General features: G+C 46.5%; 9 protein-coding genes. All 9 read left to right on the top strand.

The annotated features are described in order from the left end of the window. Positions 1-28 precede the first annotated feature (28 nt). Positions 29-2608, top strand: coding sequence for a triple tyrosine motif-containing protein (locus BMX82_RS06805; protein ID WP_091767185.1), 2580 nt, complete (start codon positions 29-31; stop codon positions 2606-2608). A 159-nt stretch (positions 2609-2767) separates the two neighbouring features. Beyond that, positions 2768-4477 (top strand): hypothetical protein, encoded by a 1710-nt coding sequence (locus BMX82_RS06810; RefSeq protein WP_143058335.1) that lies wholly within the window; start codon positions 2768-2770, stop codon positions 4475-4477. A 19-nt stretch (positions 4478-4496) separates the two neighbouring features. Next, a complete protein-coding gene (locus BMX82_RS06815; RefSeq protein WP_091767191.1) occupies positions 4497-7658 on the top strand; it encodes a SusC/RagA family TonB-linked outer membrane protein in 3162 nt (1053 codons plus the stop codon). Positions 7659-7676: 18 nt separating this feature from the next. Further along, positions 7677-9632, top strand: a complete 1956-nt coding sequence (locus BMX82_RS06820; protein ID WP_091767328.1) for a RagB/SusD family nutrient uptake outer membrane protein — start codon at positions 7677-7679, stop codon at positions 9630-9632. 19 nt (positions 9633-9651) lie between these two features. After that, positions 9652-10422 carry a DUF3823 domain-containing protein gene (locus BMX82_RS06825; RefSeq protein ID WP_255396561.1) on the top strand — a complete coding sequence of 257 codons (771 nt, stop codon included), beginning with the start codon at positions 9652-9654 and terminating at the stop codon, positions 10420-10422. After that, positions 10423-12012 carry a glycoside hydrolase family 99 protein gene (locus BMX82_RS06830; RefSeq protein WP_255396562.1) on the top strand — a complete coding sequence of 530 codons (1590 nt, stop codon included), beginning with the start codon at positions 10423-10425 and terminating at the stop codon, positions 12010-12012. Between the two features lie 10 nt (positions 12013-12022). After that, on the top strand, positions 12023-12997 hold the full coding sequence (locus BMX82_RS06835) for a family 43 glycosylhydrolase (RefSeq protein WP_091767200.1): 975 nt from the start codon (positions 12023-12025) through the stop codon (positions 12995-12997). A gap of 26 nt (positions 12998-13023) precedes the next feature. After that, positions 13024-16425, top strand: coding sequence for a GH92 family glycosyl hydrolase (locus tag BMX82_RS06840; protein ID WP_410524404.1), 3402 nt, complete (start codon positions 13024-13026; stop codon positions 16423-16425). 5 nt (positions 16426-16430) lie between these two features. Next, complete coding sequence (locus BMX82_RS06845) at positions 16431-18761, top strand: glycoside hydrolase family 31 protein (RefSeq protein WP_091767203.1); 2331 nt, start codon at positions 16431-16433, stop codon at positions 18759-18761. Positions 18762-18851: the final 90 nt, after the last annotated feature.

The raw sequence follows: 18851 nt of genomic DNA on the forward strand, positions 1-18851 counted from the left end.
GCATTCGAAAATTAAATGACCGACTAAAATGCTACGTATTATTACTTTATTCTGGATTTTTGCATTGTTGTGCGTTGGAACTTTTGCTGGTGTTCCTTTCATATGTCACTATGGTATTGAAGACTATGGTAGTGGCCATACAACTTGGCGTATTGCTTCTTATGAAAACTGGACTTTCTTTGCCAATGAGCGTGCATTGCTTACGTATGATGGCGTCAGTTGGGAGCGACATATGCTAAATAATCGTTCAGAAGTAAGAGGCGTTGCCGTTTTTCCCAAACAGCATCGTGTGTATGTAGGTGGAGAAAATGAGTATGGTTTCTTTGAGGTTGGTCAAAACGGTGTTCTGCAGTATCATTGTTTATCAGATTCTGTTGATAAGAAATTCCGAGAGGTAGGTAATGTATGGGAAATATACGAATTAAGCGGGGTTCTTTATCTGCGCTGTGATGATTATATCCTCATTATGCACCACAAGGAACCTTTCATGATTGAATCAAAAGATAAAATATTTGCCTCTATATTGGTAGATGGTGTTATTTATGTAGCTACTGATCATGGTGTGAAGATGGTGGCTGGTGAGCGGCTATTGCCTATTACTGGAGGAACTGTTTTGGATCATATGCGTATCAATTCTATGTTTAAGTATAAACAAGGTATGATTGTTACTACTTCAAATGATGGAATGTTTTACTATAATGGCCGGTCGGTTACGCCTTTTCCAACAGCCGCCGACCGTCTGTTAAAGGAAGGTGTCATCTGTTGCGCAACTATTAATGGTGATTTGGTAGCATTAGGAACAATACATAATGGTATTGTCATTATCAATCTTGCTACGGGAGAGGTGAAGAATTATAATGAGATGCATGGATTACAGAATAATACCGTACTCTCAATAAGTTTTGATGCATTAGGAAATTTGTGGGCAGGTATGGATTACGGTATTGATTATATCCTTCTGAACGCCCCCTATTCTCACCTTTATGGCAAAGGTTTGTCGTATGGTATTGGCTATAGTGCACAAGTTTTCCAGAATAATCTGTATCTTGGAACGGATCGTGGACTGTTTATGACACCTCTTGACCACGTGCTGCAAGGTCAGAACATTCATCTGAATAGGATTGATAGCCCCAGTGGACCTGCTTGGTTCTTATACAGTCATCATGACGAGTTGTTCTGTCTGCATGACAAGGGCATCTTTTGTGTTAACGGGACAAAAGCTAACAAAATAACAGATGTCATCGGTGCTTGGTCCTGTGTGGCTCAAGAAGGAACTAACAACAGATTGTTTGTGGGGTTGTATAATGGTATCTGTATTTTAGAGAAGTTAGATGGTGAATGGCGCTCGTTAGGTCGGATAAAGGGCATAAGTGAATCAGGTCGCTATTTCCGACAAACAGGTAAACAACAGCTTACGGTGTATAACCGAAATCTGAATCTGGCAGAAATATATCATTTGGATAGCTCATATCAGACCGTGATCAGTCATCAAACGGTAAGAAAAGTCTGGATAGATTCCTTATCAGATGTTCCTTCTGATTTATATGAGATGTGGGATGCTTCTGGTAATATCATTAAACTCGACAAACAGATTAATCTGATTCCATGTAGTTCAGGTTTTATCCTGTATAAACCAGATGTGGAAATGCCGTCAGTGCGTACGCTGATTCACCGAATGTTGCTAACTGCACCAAGGGATTCTGTGGTGTATCGTGCTAATTTCACTCATTTCAAATCTTCACCGATAATCAGCTTTGACAACAACTCTGTCCGTTTTGATTTCCGTGCCGTTGCATTACAGGTTGATGATGGTGTTACTTATCAGTATAGACTGAATGATGGTGAATGGTCTGAACCTACTACCTCGACGTCAAAAGAATACAGCAATCTTCTTGAAGGAACCTACACTTTTGAGGTCCGAGCATGTAGTGGTAACCATTTTACAGAGCCTGATAGTATTACTTTCACAATCTTATCTCCCTGGTATCGTACATGGATTGCCAATCTTGTTTATATCTTCTTGCTTTGTTGTGGAGGGTTCATGATGTATCAATATGCTCGTCGTTATATGTGGCGTAAGCAGAATCTGGCGGTTGAACTGAAAACCAAGGAAATGAAGATTGAAATCGATCAATTGGAAAAAGATAAGATCGATCTTGAATTGAAGCATAAAAACCAGGAGATAGCTAATCTTATTATTAGTGTTGCCAGAAAGAACGAGACGCTCTTTGCTTTAAAGGAGAGTATTCGTTCTGTGGCAGTAAAACTCTCAAAGTCGAATACGGCAGAAAGTAAGCGAGAGTTGTTGATGATCAATAACAGTATTGAATCGAGTATGGAAGGAGATGAGTTGCTCAAGCGATTTGAAGAGCAATTTGATCTGGTAAACAATAACTTTATGCAACGACTTTCTCAAAAGCACCCCGACCTGTCTGGTAGCGAACGACTGATGTGTGCTTATCTGAAAATGAATCTTTCTACGAAGGAAATAGCTCCGTTACTCAACATTTCTGTGCGTGGAGTTGAGACAATGCGATATAGAATCCGTAAAAAATTTAATCTTGAACGCGATATGAACCTGATTGATTATATTAGTTCATTTGCTTGATAATCAGCTGCTTTGTTATTTTGACGTACTTCTGACGTATTCGGCAGATGTGGCTGGTGTATTTATAACGACCTGTAAAAAGAACACCATTTGATCATAATAACTACCTTTGCCAGCGAAATAGACTTTTATCCATTAACTAAATCAAAGCAATCGATTATGAAAAGAAAGTTTTTGAATGCGCTCCTCGTTGGAGCAATGGTGCTAACAGGAACAGGTTTCTCATCCTGTAGTAAAGACAATGATGACCTCGAAACACGCATTACTGCTATCGAGGGTTACTTTAATGAGGCTGTGGGTGCTACGGTTGTAAGTGCAACTCAGTCTGCTGATGGTTCTTGGACACTGACTATGAGCGATGGCAAAGTGATTACCACACCACCAGCAAAGAGTGGCTCAGAGGTGACTGTTACTGAAAACGAAAACAACTTTATTATTACTGTAAATGGTACTCAGTATGTCATTCCTAAAGCTGCAGCGGCTTGCCAGTTAATCTATAGTCCACAGTATGAGGATGGAATGGAGATATATGATGGCCAGACTATCTATGTTATGTTCCAGATGAGTCCTAAGCTTGCTACACTTGATGATGCCTATATCGATATACAGGAGGCACATGAGCTGAAGACACGTGGAAGCAACGACTTGTTCAAGGTGATAGATGGTGCTAGTATTAGTGGCGATATGATAACCATTCCTGTTCAGGCTACTGCTGCCGAAGAAGGAAAGTCTTATGCTGTGAATATTGTGATTACACAGAATGGTAAGACCTATATCTCCAACTATTTCCGTATTCAGGTTAATAGCAATAGTTTTGTAGCTGAGGTTCTTGAGGATTATGGTTTTGCCGCATCTGTTTCTGATGCTCAGAAGAGTGAGATAACACAGACTTCTGCAGGTACGGACACCTGGTATTGGACAGCTACTATTCCTACCGATTTGGTGGATGATTTCAATATGGCCGAGTTCTTTACAGATTTGCCCGAGGGTGTAACGTTCGAGGTCGCAAGTGCTTCAAAGCAGTTGAATGATAATGCACGCAATGCCTATGATGTCTTGAAGAGTAGTCTTGCTGTTAATGGTTCATGGTCACTGGCTGGTCGTCCAGGTTGCGACTTTCCTGAAGGTTTTATGGTAAATGTTCTGATAGATGGCGTGGTCAAGATGAAGGTTAACTGGATTTTCAATGATCCATTGAAGGAAATCAGTTTTAAAGGTGGTTTCAACAATCTTTCTGAGCATATGGAAATTTGTCCGGAGGACGGTTCTGGCTATTGGGCTCCTGGTGTGAATAGTTGGGATATCCAGAAGGCATTCTCTGCCGTATTCGATGGTGACGATAGTCAGGTCCCCATGCAGCATGGTGGCGCACAGACATTCCTGCACGAACAGTGGGGTAATTATTCTGTTCAGATGAAGGAACAGGGCGACATCATCTTCCACGACGGAACCCGTCTGGCATTGGGTGATTTGGGACAGAAGTATGCTAAGCACTCTAAGGGCGTTTACTGGTATCTTGGTGGTGCTGCTGTCACTTCTTCAAACCGTCGTAATATTGCTGGCAAGCCTGAAGATGAAGCCGGTCTGATTGAACAGTTCGGTGGTAACTGTAATGGTGAGATTATTGGTGGTTGGGACTGGATTCCATATAGCGACTGGCACGATTTGATTGGAATCGATATCAACGATGCAGGCGTGATGACCACTGGTAGTCAATACCCAGGATGGGGACTTCGTATCCATGTCCGTGCTGCCTTCGAATATGCTTATGGTCAGCGTTATATCGGTGATGGTGATGGTGGTATTGCATTCCTCTTCATCAATCGTCGTGGTGCTGCTGAAGGTGTTGTCGATCCTGCTTCACGTTAATCACTAATCCCTATTGATTATGAGAAGATATATTATTATCATATTGTGTATGCTTGCTGCTTTGCCAGGTTTAGCACAGCAACGTGAGGTGAAGGGCCTTGTGACTGATGCTAACGGTGAACCTGTCATTGGTGCGACCATACGTGTGAATGGCTCGAATAGGGCGACCGTCACCAACATGAATGGCCAATTCAGTATCTTGGCTTCTCCTAAAGAAAAGCTGAAGATCTCTTTCGTAGGTTATCATGATGCGCAGGTTAGCGCTTCAAAGAATAGCTTGAATGTAATGTTGCAAGAAGATAGCCACTTACTCGACGACGTGGTGGTTGTTGGTTATGGCACACAGAAAAAGGCTACTCTTACTGGAGCCGTTGCCTCCATAAATAATAAGGAAATGACTGTCACCAAGAACGAGAATACGGTTAACATGCTGGCTGGTAAAATTCCTGGCATTCGTATTACACAGTCCAGTGCACAGCCTGGAGAGTTTAATAGTAAGATTGATATTCGCGGTATGGGAACGCCATTGATTGTGGTCGATGGCATTCCTCGCGACCAGTCCTATTTCTCACGCATGGATGCTAATGAGATTGAGAATGTGTCTGTACTGAAAGATGCATCGGCTGCAATCTATGGTGTACGTGCTGCAAATGGTGTGATCCTGGTTACTACAAAGCATGGAACAGGTACAAAGAACGGCAAGTTTGATATCACTTTCTCTGCTAATTATGGCTGGCAGTCGTTCCTCTACCTGCCAGAAACGGCTTCTGCAGCAGAACATATCATGCTGTATAATGAGAAGGTTAACAACTCCCTCAGTAATAATACCTATCCTCAACGTTTGGGAAATGGACTGAAATCGTATAAGGATATGTTCTACTATACCTCACATGGTATCACTGGAACTAACTGGACTAAGGAGATGTTTGATACATCTTCACCTCAGGAACAGTACAATGTGTCTTTGAATGGTAGCTCGCAGAAAATCGACTATTTCTTTAATGTCGGTTATATGAAGCAGATGGGTAGTTATAAGAGCCATTCGATGAATTATGACCGCTGGAACTTCCGTTCAAATGTTGATGCTCGCATCACTGATCGTCTTAAAGCCACTGTTTCACTCAGTGGCTATAAGGACGAGAAGAATCAGCCTTATACAGATATTTGGAGTGTTTATAAGAAGGCGTGGACCTATCGTCCTACTGCCACACCGTATTTGAATGGCAACACAGATTATCCTTCTAAGGATCCTGACTTTACAGAGGAGGCAAACCCTGTAACAGAGATAGATTCTGATTACTCTGGTTTCAGACGTGAGCGTCGTTATAATTTCAATGGTGGTTTGACGTTGCAGTACGACTTCAAGTATGTGAAAGGTCTGAGCGCCAAGGCTTTCTATAGCTATGATTATTATACCACTGATAACCATAACTACCAGAAGGAATATAACCTTTACCGTCTTAACGATTCTACCAAGGGCATAGATGAGCCGGGAAACTTGGTTTCTCTGCCTCAGAACTCTGGTAAGTCGTATGTGCGACGTTGGACAGATCCTAGTCATTCAACTGATCTCCAGTTGTCACTGAACTACGATCGTACCTTTGGCGACCATAAAGTCAGTGCCTTGCTGCTTTATGAAGAGCAGTATAACACGTGGGACAATTTCTCTGCACAGCGTAATATGCTTTTGTCGACTGAGTATCTCTTTGCAGGTGATACAGATGGTATGGCAGGCTCAAGCTCTGGTATTGGCGATATCACCCGTAAAGCTTGGGTGGGCCGCCTGAATTACGACTATCAGGGGAAGTATCTGGCAGAGTTGGCGTTCCGTGAGGATGCCTCTTCTCGCTGGGCTGATGGTGCTCGTTGGGGTTTCTTCCCCTCTGTGCTCGTAGGTTGGCGTGCTAGTGAGGAAAACTTTGTCAAAAAGCTGGTACCATTCCTGTCTAACTTAAAATTCCGTTTGTCGTATGGTGAGATGGGAGATGATGGAGCTGCAGGTACTTATCCTCCAACTGTTGTCGGGTATAATCTGAATAACGATTTCGGTTGGTATTACACAGAGGGTACTTTGACTACAGGTGTCACGCCCACTGCCATACCTAATCCTGATCTGACATGGTATAAATCAAAACTATACAATGCAGGTATTGATTTCGAACTGTGGAACGGACTCCTTGGTGGTACGTTCGAGGTGTTCAAGCGTCAGCGTAGTGGACTTCTCGATCGCTCAAACCGTACTATTCCTGGTACAGTAGGTGCTGACCTGCCATTGGAAAATATGAATAGTGATATGACCTTCGGTTGGGAAATCAGTCTCTATCACCGAAATCGCATTGGCGAGTTGGGCTATCAGGTCATGGGCCAAATCTCCGCAGCCAAAAACCGTTGGGATAAACGTAGCAATAATCAGGGCAGTAACTCTATGAGTAACTGGTATGATGTAAACCGTAGTGGTCGTAATATGGATATCTGGTTCAGTATCGAAGAAGGTGGACGTTTCAGCAGCTATGACGAGATACAGCACCATTCAACCATTGGTACCAACTATGGTACAGGCACACTTCCTGGCGATTACTGGTATAAAGACTGGAATGGCGATGGTGTTGTTGATGGTAATGATAATCATCCTGTTGCCACTTTCAATCTGCCAGTATTCAACTATGGCATCTCTTTGTCTGCCGATTGGCGTGGTATCGACCTTTCTATGAACTGGCAGGGTTCTGCTGGTATCTACAATCTGTATGATGAGGTGTTTACTGAGGTTTGTCCGTTCAATGGCGGTGCGGCCCTTGATATCTATCTTGATCGCTGGCATACCAAGAAACTGACTGACGATCCCTGGAATCCTCATACAGAGTGGGTGTCTGGCTATTATCCTGCAACAGGGCATAGCTTTAATATTGGTACAACAGGTATTCAGAATACATCCTACATCCGATTGAAGACTTTGGAGCTGGGCTATTCTCTGCCGAAGAAATGGTTAGGAACAGTTGGTGTGAAAGACCTGCGTGTCTATGTCAATGCCTACAACCTGTTGACAATAACTGGTATAAAGAATATGGACCCAGAGCGTCCTGGTCATCAGGGTGGAGCCAACAATGGTACTGAGAGCAGTATACTTTTCTATAATTATCCTGTGAACCGCTCGTTTAATGTAGGTGCTACGCTTAAGTTCTAATTAATGAAAGAAAAGAATATGAAGACGATTAAATATTTAATATTTACAGCATTCATAAGCACGTTAACGATAGCCTGCGACGACTTGGACTTGGAGCCCAAGGGAATCTTGGCCGAGAACCTGCTCTTTAAATCGGAGGTGGGAGTACAGCAATATTTTGCACGTGTTTATAATACTTTGCCGATAGAGGATTTCAATTACTATCAGGGCGAAGGATATAAGAAAGAAGGTAATGCTTGGGAAGGTCAGAAAAACAGTCCGTCATCAGTCTGTCTGGAAGGCAATGGTCGTGGAGAGAACATGGATGCCGGCTATTACTGGCCCTATGGCGAAATCCGTTATATCAACACATTTCTGACAGAGTTCCCCAAATATAAAGAGAACTATACTGAGTCCGATTATGAGGCCCTGCTGTCTGAGGGGTACTTTATCCGCGCCTTCTACTATTTTGGTTTGGTTAAACGCTTTGGTGGCGTTCCCTTGATTAGTACACCTCAGGACCCTAAGGGTGATCCAGATACTCTAAAGGTTGCACGTAGCACAGAGTATGATACTTACAAGTTTATCTATAACGACTTGAAGTATGCCATGGCTCATGGCAGTACGGATAAGAAACGAACCACTCGTGGAACAGCTTATGCTGCAGCTGCCTTGATGTCGCGTGTCATGCTCTACGCTGCCTCAAGCGCCAACTATGGATGGACGGTTGGTACCACAGGTCCTGCAGTCAATGCTGGTCTGATGATTATCCCTCAAGAACATGCTGAGGAATTCTATCAGTATGCCTACGATGCTTGTAAGTTTCTGCACGATGCTGGCTTTAAACTCCATACGGCTGGTGATGGCGAAACAGCTTTTGTCGAGACCATGGTCAACGATACTGAAGAGGATATCTTCATGAAAAGATTTGGCAATGTAACAACGCTCGAGGCTGGTGGTAATCGTAATACAGGTTTGTTCCATGGTTGGGACGCTATGGTATTACCATTGGGAACAGGCATGTCATCAAGTGTAGGATGCGCGTTGCAGGGATGCTGGGAATCAGCAAAACTGTTCCAGATGCCAGCTATAGCCGACGGAGATGGCAAGCCTATCCGCTTTAATGACCCTTCTGAGTTGTGGAATACTGATGAGATGGAAGGACGAGCTCGTGCCACCTTCTTCTTCTCAGGTATGATAGAACCCGTTTCAGGTGAGAAGATGGACTTCCGTGCTGGTATCTTTAAAACCTATGGTGGTCACACACAGGCTGATGGATGTCCTTACGGTGGCAGTAATGACTTCACTAACGAGAACCGTGTTATAGGTGGTGATAACGAGATGCTGAATGGTATCCGTGTGAACGGTCGTTATGGCATGGTGACCAATCATGGCGACGAGGGTTGGAACTACATGGGCATCGGTGTGCGCAAATATGTTGGCACCACCACCGGACGAGGTAAGGAACTGCATCAGAGTTCAACCAATTGGAAAGTGTTTCGTTACGGCGAGGTGCTTTGTAACTGGGCTGAGGCTGCCTATGAACTTGGACTGCTGCGTGGCGATGAAAGCCTGAAGCAGGAGGCCGTTGCTCATATCAACGAGTTGCATGTTCGTGCGGGCGCCCGTCCTTATGTCTATAAGGCTGATGCTCAGAACGTCAATGAGTTAGATGCTGAGCAGTATCCTTATTCCTATGATGTTGATGAAAACCTCCAGTATATTCGTGATGAGCGTGTTCGCGAGCTGTGTTTCGAGAATCAGCACTATTGGGATCTGCGTCGTTGGCGTGTATATCACGATCTGTTCCAGAATACGATAGCTCATTGTCTGTCTTGTTACTATGTACTGGATGAGGATAAGTATATCTTCCTGCCCGATGAGCCCTCGTTCAATTCCTATCGTCGTACGTTCTACTCTTCACAATATTACAAGCAGATTGGCGATGATGAGATTAATAAGAATGATTTGCTTATCCGAAATGATGGATTCTAAATAAAAAAGATAGAAGAATATGAAAAAAGGATATTTTAATCTGATATGTGGCATGACTCTATTGGGATTGGTGTCGTGTATGGAGATTGATAATTTCGATGAACCAGAAGCCTCTGTCAGAGGTAGCATTATCGACTCTACAACGGGGCTTCCTTACGAGGGCTGTGTGGGTGATAATCATATCAAGATCTGGGAAAAGAGCTTCAGTACTAATCCTGCCGAACAAGGTCTTCACATCAAGTCCGATGGTACGTATGTCAACAACAAACTCTTTGCAGGCACTTACGATATGTGTCCTGTCGATGGGCCTTGGTTCCCTGTTGATACCATCCGTGGTGTACAAATTGGCAAGACGAATAATGCCACTCAGGACTTTGTGATAACACCTTATATCAAAGTGAAGGATTTCTCGGCTGAGCTTGAGTTGTATCCTGAGGCCACTTACGATACTCTGGTGGTAAGCGGACGATTGTTCGCCCCCTATCCTAAGGGGTACAATGGTATGGACATGCCACAAGTACGTGAAATACGTCCTTTCGTAAGCAATGTCGAGACCTGTGGTGCTTCCATGTGCATGAGTTACTACTATAATGACCAGTGGCGTGTAAACGTGAGAAAGGGTTGGAGCACTATTGGCAATATGGATACTGGTGAAGGCAATTTGACTTATACCTTCCGTCTGCCAGTTAAGCGTGGATACAAATATTGGGTGCGTATGGGTGTAAACATGAACGACCAGTACAACCACTGGAATTATTCTGAAGTCAAATCGATTGAAATCCCACAGTAAATGATGTTAAGTAAAAAAAAGTTAGTTGTTGCAATGATGGTTGGGGCCTTTAGTGGCCTCACCATCATAGCTTGCGGTGGCGGTGGTAACGATGATTATATTCCACCTGCAGTACAACCAGAAAAACCGGTGAATCCTGATACATCGGATCCGATGTCAGAATATAATAGTCTGGGCGATGATTTCAAGATTCATCAGGATGGTGAGCCGTTTGATACCTACATGGGTTTGGTGATGTGTGGCTATCAGGGGTGGTTTGGTACGCCTGGCGATGGCTCGCCTCTTACCACTGTGGCTGCCAACGAAGGGTGGTACCATTATCGTGAGAGCGAGCAGTTCCGTCCTGGTGTCCTGCGTAATAGTATCGATTTCTGGCCTGATATGTCGGAATATGAGTATAAATACGTGGTTGGTGATGGCGACGAGACGGGCTACAGTTCTCCTTTTGTACTGCCCGATGGCAGTCATGCTACTGTGTTCAGTTCATACGACCAGCAGACGGTGATGACCCATTTTAAGTGGATGAAACAGTATAATATCGATGGTGTCTTCATGCAGCGTTTCGTTGGCGAGATTATGGATGCCCGTCATAAGGATCATTTCGATGTTGTTCTCAGTCATGCTATGGCTGCCTCGAACGAGTACCAGCGAGCCATCGCCGTGATGTATGATATGAGTGGTATCACGACTGATGCCAATATGAGGATTATGGTTGATGATGCACAAAAACTAATGAATGAATATAGTCTGTCCGATCGTACCAAACAGAAATACTATCTGTATGAGAATGGTAAACCCACGCTTGCTCTTTGGGGGGCAGGTTTTAATGATAACAACCATCCCAAACCATCGTTCCTGAGAACGTATGTCGAACAGCTGAAGGCTCAGGGCTGGAGTATCATGTTAGGATGCCCAGGCTATTGGCGACAGGGTGGCAACGATTGTGTTAGTGGCGCTGAACATACAGAACTCATCAAACTCATTAAAGCGTGTGATGCCTTTATTCCTTGGTATGTGGGGCGTTATGGTCACGATAACTATACCAATGCAGATTGGCAGACGCGTATCAAACAGGATATTGCAACTGCCAAGACCTATTCTACCGCTTCTCATCGTGTGGTCTATGCAGAGCATATCTTCCCTGGTGGTAGCGATCGCAATATGCATCCTAACAATGGTAAGGATAATCCCGATCATACCAATACCGGTTTCCGCTTTGGTGGCCAGTTCTACTGGAACCAGTTCTATTACGATATCAAAAACGGTGCGCAAGCCATCTATGTCGGCATGTTCGACGAGATAGACGAGGGTACGGCCATCTTCAAGCAGTTGAATGTCAGTAAGGTACCCAGCAATGTGGCCAGTCAGGACTATTATGTCAACTATACCACTGGCGGCAGCTATTCTATGTCGTCCACTCAGCGTACAGGTTCTTCCATCCAGTGGAGCGAGCTGGCCAGTTCTTTGGATATCCGATTCCAAGGTATTGATGATGATAAGCCTACTGACCACTATCTCTGGTTGACAGGCGAAGGCCGTAAGATGCTGAACGGTCAGACCAAGATGACAAAAGATATTCCTTTACGATAATACTACAGTTATGAAGTTATTCAAGACAACAACAATTCTGATGGCAGCAAGTATGAGTATCAGTCTGCTTGCTTGCAGTTCCTCACGTGATTCAAAAGAAACAAAGATTGGCGAACTGCCTGCCAATCCGTTCGTAACCCATATCTACACAGCCGACCCTTCTGCTCATGTATGGAAAGACGGCCGACTGTATGTCTATCCTTCTCACGATGTTGACCCTCCTCGTGGTTGTGATCTGATGGACCAGTACCATGTGTTCTCTACTGATGATATGGTTAACTGGAAGGACCATGGCGAGATACTCAACTCGTCGCAGGTGGAGTGGGGACGTCCTGAGGGTGGCTTTATGTGGGCGCCCGATTGTGCCTATAAGAATGGTAAGTACTATTTCTACTTTCCACACCCCAGTGGTAGTGATTGGAACGACACCTGGCAGGTGGGTATCGCGGTGAGTGACAAACCTGATTCAGGTTTCCAGCCAGTGGGCTATATCAAAGAGATTACCGAACATTTCGCCATGATCGACCCCTGTGTATTTGTCGATACCGATGGTACACCCTATTTCTACTATGGTGGTGGCGGTCGTTGTCTGGGTGCGAAAATGAAGGACAATATGTTAGAACTGGCGGAACCGCTTCAGGAAATGAAAGGTTTGCAGGATTTCCACGAGGCCACCTGGGTGCATAAGCGTGGCGACTGGTATTATCTGTCGTATGCCGACAATCATACAGAGAATGGTCGTGGCGCTAACCGCATGCACTACGCCATGAGTAAGTCGCCGCTTGGTCCGTGGGATTATAAGGGGATTCTGCTGTTGCCGACAGGATGTGATACCACCCATGGCTCCATCGTCGAGTATAAGGGCGAGTGGTTTTTGTTCTATCATAATCAGGCGTTGTCCAACCATGGCAACCTTCGCTCTATCTGTGTCGACCGCTTGTCGTATAATGATAATGGAACTATTAAACTTGTTAAACAACATTGATGAATGTATAATTTAGAGATAGTTATATGTTAGTTAGTTTTGTAGTTTTTCTGATGTTATTCTGTATCTCTTCTGCGGGAGCAGCAGAGTACATGGGCGGTAAGATGTACAACTCTTATCGTGGTTTAGTCATGGCCGGATACCAGGGGTGGCAAAACACCCCTGGTGACGGCGCTAACCGTGGCTGGCATCACTATCAAGGGCGCAATGGCTTCCAGCCTGGCTCGACGAATGTCGATTTCTGGCCCGAAGTATCAGAGTATGAAAAGACTTATCCCACCCCGTTTAAGTTCAACGATGGCAGTGTGGCCAGGGTATATTCGCCTTACGATGCCTCTTCTGTCGATACGCATTTCCGTTGGATGAAGGAATATGGACTCGACGGTGTGTTCATGCAGCGCTTTGTGGCTGAGATCCGCAACCTCAGCGGCAAACAGCATTTCAACCGTGTGTTGACTTCGGCCATGACGGCTGCCAATAAATACGAGCGCGCCATTTGCGTGATGTATGATTTGAGTGGTATGAATCCTGGCGAAGAACAGTTGCTGTTGAATGATATCAAGGAGCTGTCTGCAATCCATGCGTTGAAGGAACACCAGAAGAATCCTTCCTATCTCTATCACAATGGTCGACCGTTGGTGGCTGTCTGGGGCGTAGGCTTCAATGATCATCGCCGCTATGGTTTGGATGAGGCTCAGACCATTATCAGTGGTCTGAAGGCTCAGGGCTTCAGCGTCATGCTGGGCGTACCTACTCATTGGCGACGCCTGTATGAGGATACGGAGGGCGATGCCCGTCTGCACGGGCTGATTCAGCAGTGCGATATCGTGATGCCATGGTTCGTGGGACGCTATGATGAACGCGTCTTTAATACCCGATATCGTCAGCATGTCATTGACGATATCGCCTGGGCTAAGGCACATGGTGTAGATTACGCCCCACTTTGTTATCCAGGCTTCTCGTGGCATAATATGCACTATCCCCACAAACCGGCTGTAGAGATTCCTCGCAACCGTGGACGTTTCTTTCAGATGCAACTCGATCATGCCATCAATAGTGGCGCAGAGATGATTTACATCGCCATGTTCGACGAGATTGATGAAGGTACGGCGATCTATAAGATCGCACGTCGCGTACCTATTGGAAAACCTGGCTCCATGTTCGTACCTTTGGAGGATGGCATCGACAACGACCATTACCTACGATTGGCAGGAAAGGCCGCCTTGCGCCTGAAGCGTCAAGTCAAGGAACCTGTCGACTACGTCAACCCCTACATTGGCAATATCAGCCATCTGCTGGTGCCTACGTTCCCAACGATACAATTGCCAAATAGCCTACTGAGGGTCTATCCTCTGCGTGCCGACTATACCTCTGAGTATGTAGCTGGCTTGCCTATCATTGTGACTAACCATCGTGAACGTTCTGCCTTCAGTCTGTTGCCACAGACAGGTAGCCAGTTGACGCTAAAGAAACAATATACTTACGACAACGAGACGATACGGCCCTATGAGTTCACCATCGAGCTCGACGACCAGATGTCTGCGCGCTTTGCCGTCAGTCATCAGTCGGCTATTTATGAGGTGAGCTATGATGAGGGCAGTGCGCCTAATGTGGTCCTTGCTACCGACGATGGTCAGCTCGCGGTTTCAGGTCGTGTCATGCATGGTTGGCAGCGTGTAGGAGGCCCGGTTAGCCACGATACCAAGGTCTATATCTATATGGAGTCGCTTGAACAGCCAGCGCAGACTGTCACACTATCTTTTGAAGGCAGTACCAGTGGCGTGGCTTTTCGCTATCCTATGACTACTCGGAAGGTACATCTGCGCTATGGCATCTCTTTTATCAGCGAAGAGCAGGCCAAGGCCAACTTGTATCGCGAACAGAAAGGATACGCTATCGATAGTCTGGCTGCTGCAGGTCGTCAAACATGGAACGATGCCCTTGGCCGTATGCAGGTGAAAGGGGCTTCTGATAATGATCTGACAGTCTTCTATACCGCCTATTATCGTACTTTCGAGCGTCCTGTGTGTATGAGCGAGGATGGGCGTTATTGGAGCCCTTTCGATGGACAGGTGCATGCCGATGGTGGCACGCCGTTTTATAATGACGACTGGATATGGGATACCTATCGGGCAGCCCATCCCTTGCGAACGCTGATGGATCAGTCTGTTGAAGAAAACATCTTGAATTCCTATCTCCTGATGGCAGAACAGATGGGTAACGGATGGTTGCCAACATTCCCCGAACTAAATGGCGATTCACGTCGTATGAACTCTAATCATGGCATCCCAGCACTGGCCGATGCCTTGGTCAAGGGATTGAAGGTCGATGCGCAGAAGGCCTTCCGTTATTCCCAAAAGGCTATGGAAGAGAAGACCTTGGCACCATGGTCGGGGGCAAAGGCGGGCTGGATTGATCAGTTCTATCAGACTCATGGCTATATCCCCGCTCTGAATCCTGGCGAGAAGGAGAACGATCCCAATGTGAATAGCTGGGAGAAACGTCAGCCAGTGGCTGTCACTTTAGGCACCAGTTACGATGCGTTCGCACTCTCTGAGATTGCGAAGTATCTGGGTGCGACAGCCAAGAAGAAGGAGCGCCAGCAGTGGGTGCAACAGGTTGAAAAATATGCCCGTCAGAGTCTGAACTATCGTCATCTGTTCAATGCAGGAACAGGTTTCTTCCATCCGAAGAACAAGGAGGGCGAATTCATCATACCCTTTGACTATCGCTATGATGGCGGTCCTGGTGCCCGTCAGTATTACGATGAGAACAACGGTTGGATTTATCGTTGGGATGTGCCTCACAATATCGCTGATCTGATTCAGCTGATGGGGGGACGCCAGCAGTTTATCGCCAACCTGAACCAGACCTTTGCCGAGCCGTTAGGCAAAAGTAAATGTGAGTTCTATGCCATGATGCCTGACCATACAGGCAACATCGGTCAGTTCTCGATGGCCAACGAACCCTCGTTCCATATTCCTTATCTGTATAACTACGCTGGACAGCCTTGGATGACTCAGAAACGTATCCGACAGTGCCTGCGTACCTGGTATCGCAATGATTTGATGGGTATTCCTGGCGACGAGGACGGATCGGGTATGTCGGCTTTCGTGGTGTTCTCGTCAGTAGGTCTCTATCCCGTTACTCCAGGTCTGCCTGTCTATAACATCGGTTCGCCACTCTTCCCCTCGGCAGTGCTCACATTGTCGAATGGTCGTACCTTCGAGGTGCGCGCTTACGGGGCTTCGGCTCAGAATAAGTATATCCAGCGTGCCACACTCAATGGTCAGCCTTGGAATCAGCCTTGGCTCAGTCACCAGCAAGTGATGCAGGGCGGGGTGCTCGAACTGCAAATGGGGTCACGTCCAAACAAACAGTGGGGTGCGGCAGAAGATGCTGTGCCTCCTTCAGCCAAAATCAATTAATCAGCATGAAAAGATATATTATGATGCTATTCGTTCTGCTCTTGTTTGTCGGAGTCTCGTCTGCCAAAATCAAGAGCGAACGAAATGGAATAGCTGTGTGCCATCAGGGACTCTTTGTGAAGGTATCGTTCCTGAACGACAGCGTGTTGCATATCACCAAATCGTACGATGTGAACTATCAGTCGGATAAGCTTGTCGTCGTAGCAGAAGTTTCAGCTCCCGCTACGCTCAGACAAGAACAGCGCAAGCAACACCTGATTCTTTCAACCAGTCGGGTAGTGGTCGATTATCATCAACGCACAGGTTTAATCAGCGTGCGCCGTCCTGATGGTCAGTCGCTTATCAGCGAGCAGACTACACAGTTCACCCCTCGTCAGGATGGACCGTTCGATGCGTACACCATCCGCCAGTCTTTCACCCTTGCGCCCGATGAACGGATCTATGGATTAGGACAGATACAGAATGGTCGTCTGAATCAGCGTGGTCAGCATATCCGTCTGGTCAATGAGAACATGAAGATCTGTATTCCTATGTTTCTCTCGTCGAAAGGTTATGCTCTCTATTGGGAAAACTATTCGCCTACCGATTTCGACGATGATACCAAGGGCACTTCGTTCACCTCCATAGGTCGTGCCATTGATTATTATCTGCTTGTGGGCAGCAATGCCGCCTCAGCTCAGCGTGCCGTCTTCGATTTGACCAGTCATGTGCCCATGCCTGCCCTCTGGAACTTAGGCGTGTGGCAGAGTAAGGAGCGCTATACCAGCAGTCAGGAACTGCTCGATGCGCTGCGCCGCATGCGTCGCTTGCGTGTGCCTGTAGATGGCATGGTGCAGGACTGGCAGTATTGGGGCGATAATCAACACTGGAATGCCCAGCGCTTTCTGAACCCTGCCTTTGCCGACTATCGCCAGATGATTGACTCTGTGCATGCGCTTCATGCCAAACTGTTAGTGTCTGTCTGGCCTGACTATGGACCTTCTACCGAGCAATATCAGCATCTGCAGACGTTGGGCAAGCTGCTGCCAGGCAAATCGTTCCCCAACGATGTCGAGTCGCGTGTGTACGATGCCTTCGACAGCGACGCGCGTAACTATTACTGGCATCATATGTTCGAGGGATTGTTGCGCCATGGGGTCGATGCTCTTTGGCTCGATTCTACCGAGCCTGATTATTCAGGTACAGAGGCTGACCTCGACTTCGTGACAGGTGCTGGTCGCACGTGGCGCTCACTGCGCAATGCCTTCCCCTTGGCAACCGTCCTGGGTGTCTATAATCGTCATCGACAGGAACCGTTGCTGGCTGATAAGCGTGTCAGCATCCTCACCCGTTCAGGCTTTATGGGCTTGCAACGTACGGGTGCTTTCGTGTGGAGCGGCGACATCGATGCTAACTGGCAGACACTGGCCCGTCAGATTCCTGCGGCCTTGAGTGCGTCTATCAGCGGCCTGCCCTTGTGGAACAGCGATACGGGTGGCTTCTGGGTGCGCGACTTCGAGGGTGGCTGTCAGAATCCTGCTTATCGCCGGCTTTTTGCCCGCTGGACACAGTTCTCCACCTTTACGCCTATGCTTCGTTTTCATGGCACCAACACACCACGCGAGATATGGAACTATGGTAGCGAGGGTGATCAGGAAGGAACCTACGATAACATCCTGCGCTATGTTCGTCTGCGCTATCGTTTGCTTCCCTGGCTTTATGCGCAGATGCATCAGCTCTCGCAGTATGGTGCTTTGCTCATGTCGGCTCTGCCAGTCAACTATCCGCACGATGTACAGGCCGCTGATATCATCGATGAGTATCTCTTTGGTCAGAGTTTCCTGGTAGCTCCCATATTGCGCGATGGTGCCGATGGGCGTCAGGTCTATCTGCCCGCAGGCAACGATTGGATAGATTTCTGGACGGGCGAGACCTTGAAAGGTGGACAATGGCTCTATAGACAGGCTCCCTATCAAGTGCTGCCACTCTATGTCAAAACAGGCTCTATCCTGCCGTGGGGGCCTGATGTGCAGTACGCCACAGAGAAGCCATGGGATGATCTCGAAGTGCGTATCTATCCAGGCGCCGATGGCGATTTTACTCTATACGAAGATGCCTTCGATGGCTATGGATACGAACGTGGACAACAGTCCGAGATCCGTTTCCATTGGGACGATGTTGCCCACCAGCTCACCATTGGTCAGCGCTCAGGCTCATTCCCTAGTATGCTCCAGCAGCGCACCTTCCGCGTGGTGGTCGTCTCTCCCGAACAGCCTCTCGCCGATAGCCCTGCCGTAGCCTGTCAACACACTATCCACTATAATGGCACAAGCCAGATTATCGACGTGAAGCTATGAAATTCTGGCACAACTTGTTTTCTTGTGAGTGATAGAATTAAATAAAGAGTGATAGATAATGTTCTTCTATCACTCTTTTAACTTATTGAT

It is taken from the genome of Prevotella sp. khp7, from assembly GCF_900109055.1.
GTDB lineage: Bacteria > Bacteroidota > Bacteroidia > Bacteroidales > Bacteroidaceae > Prevotella.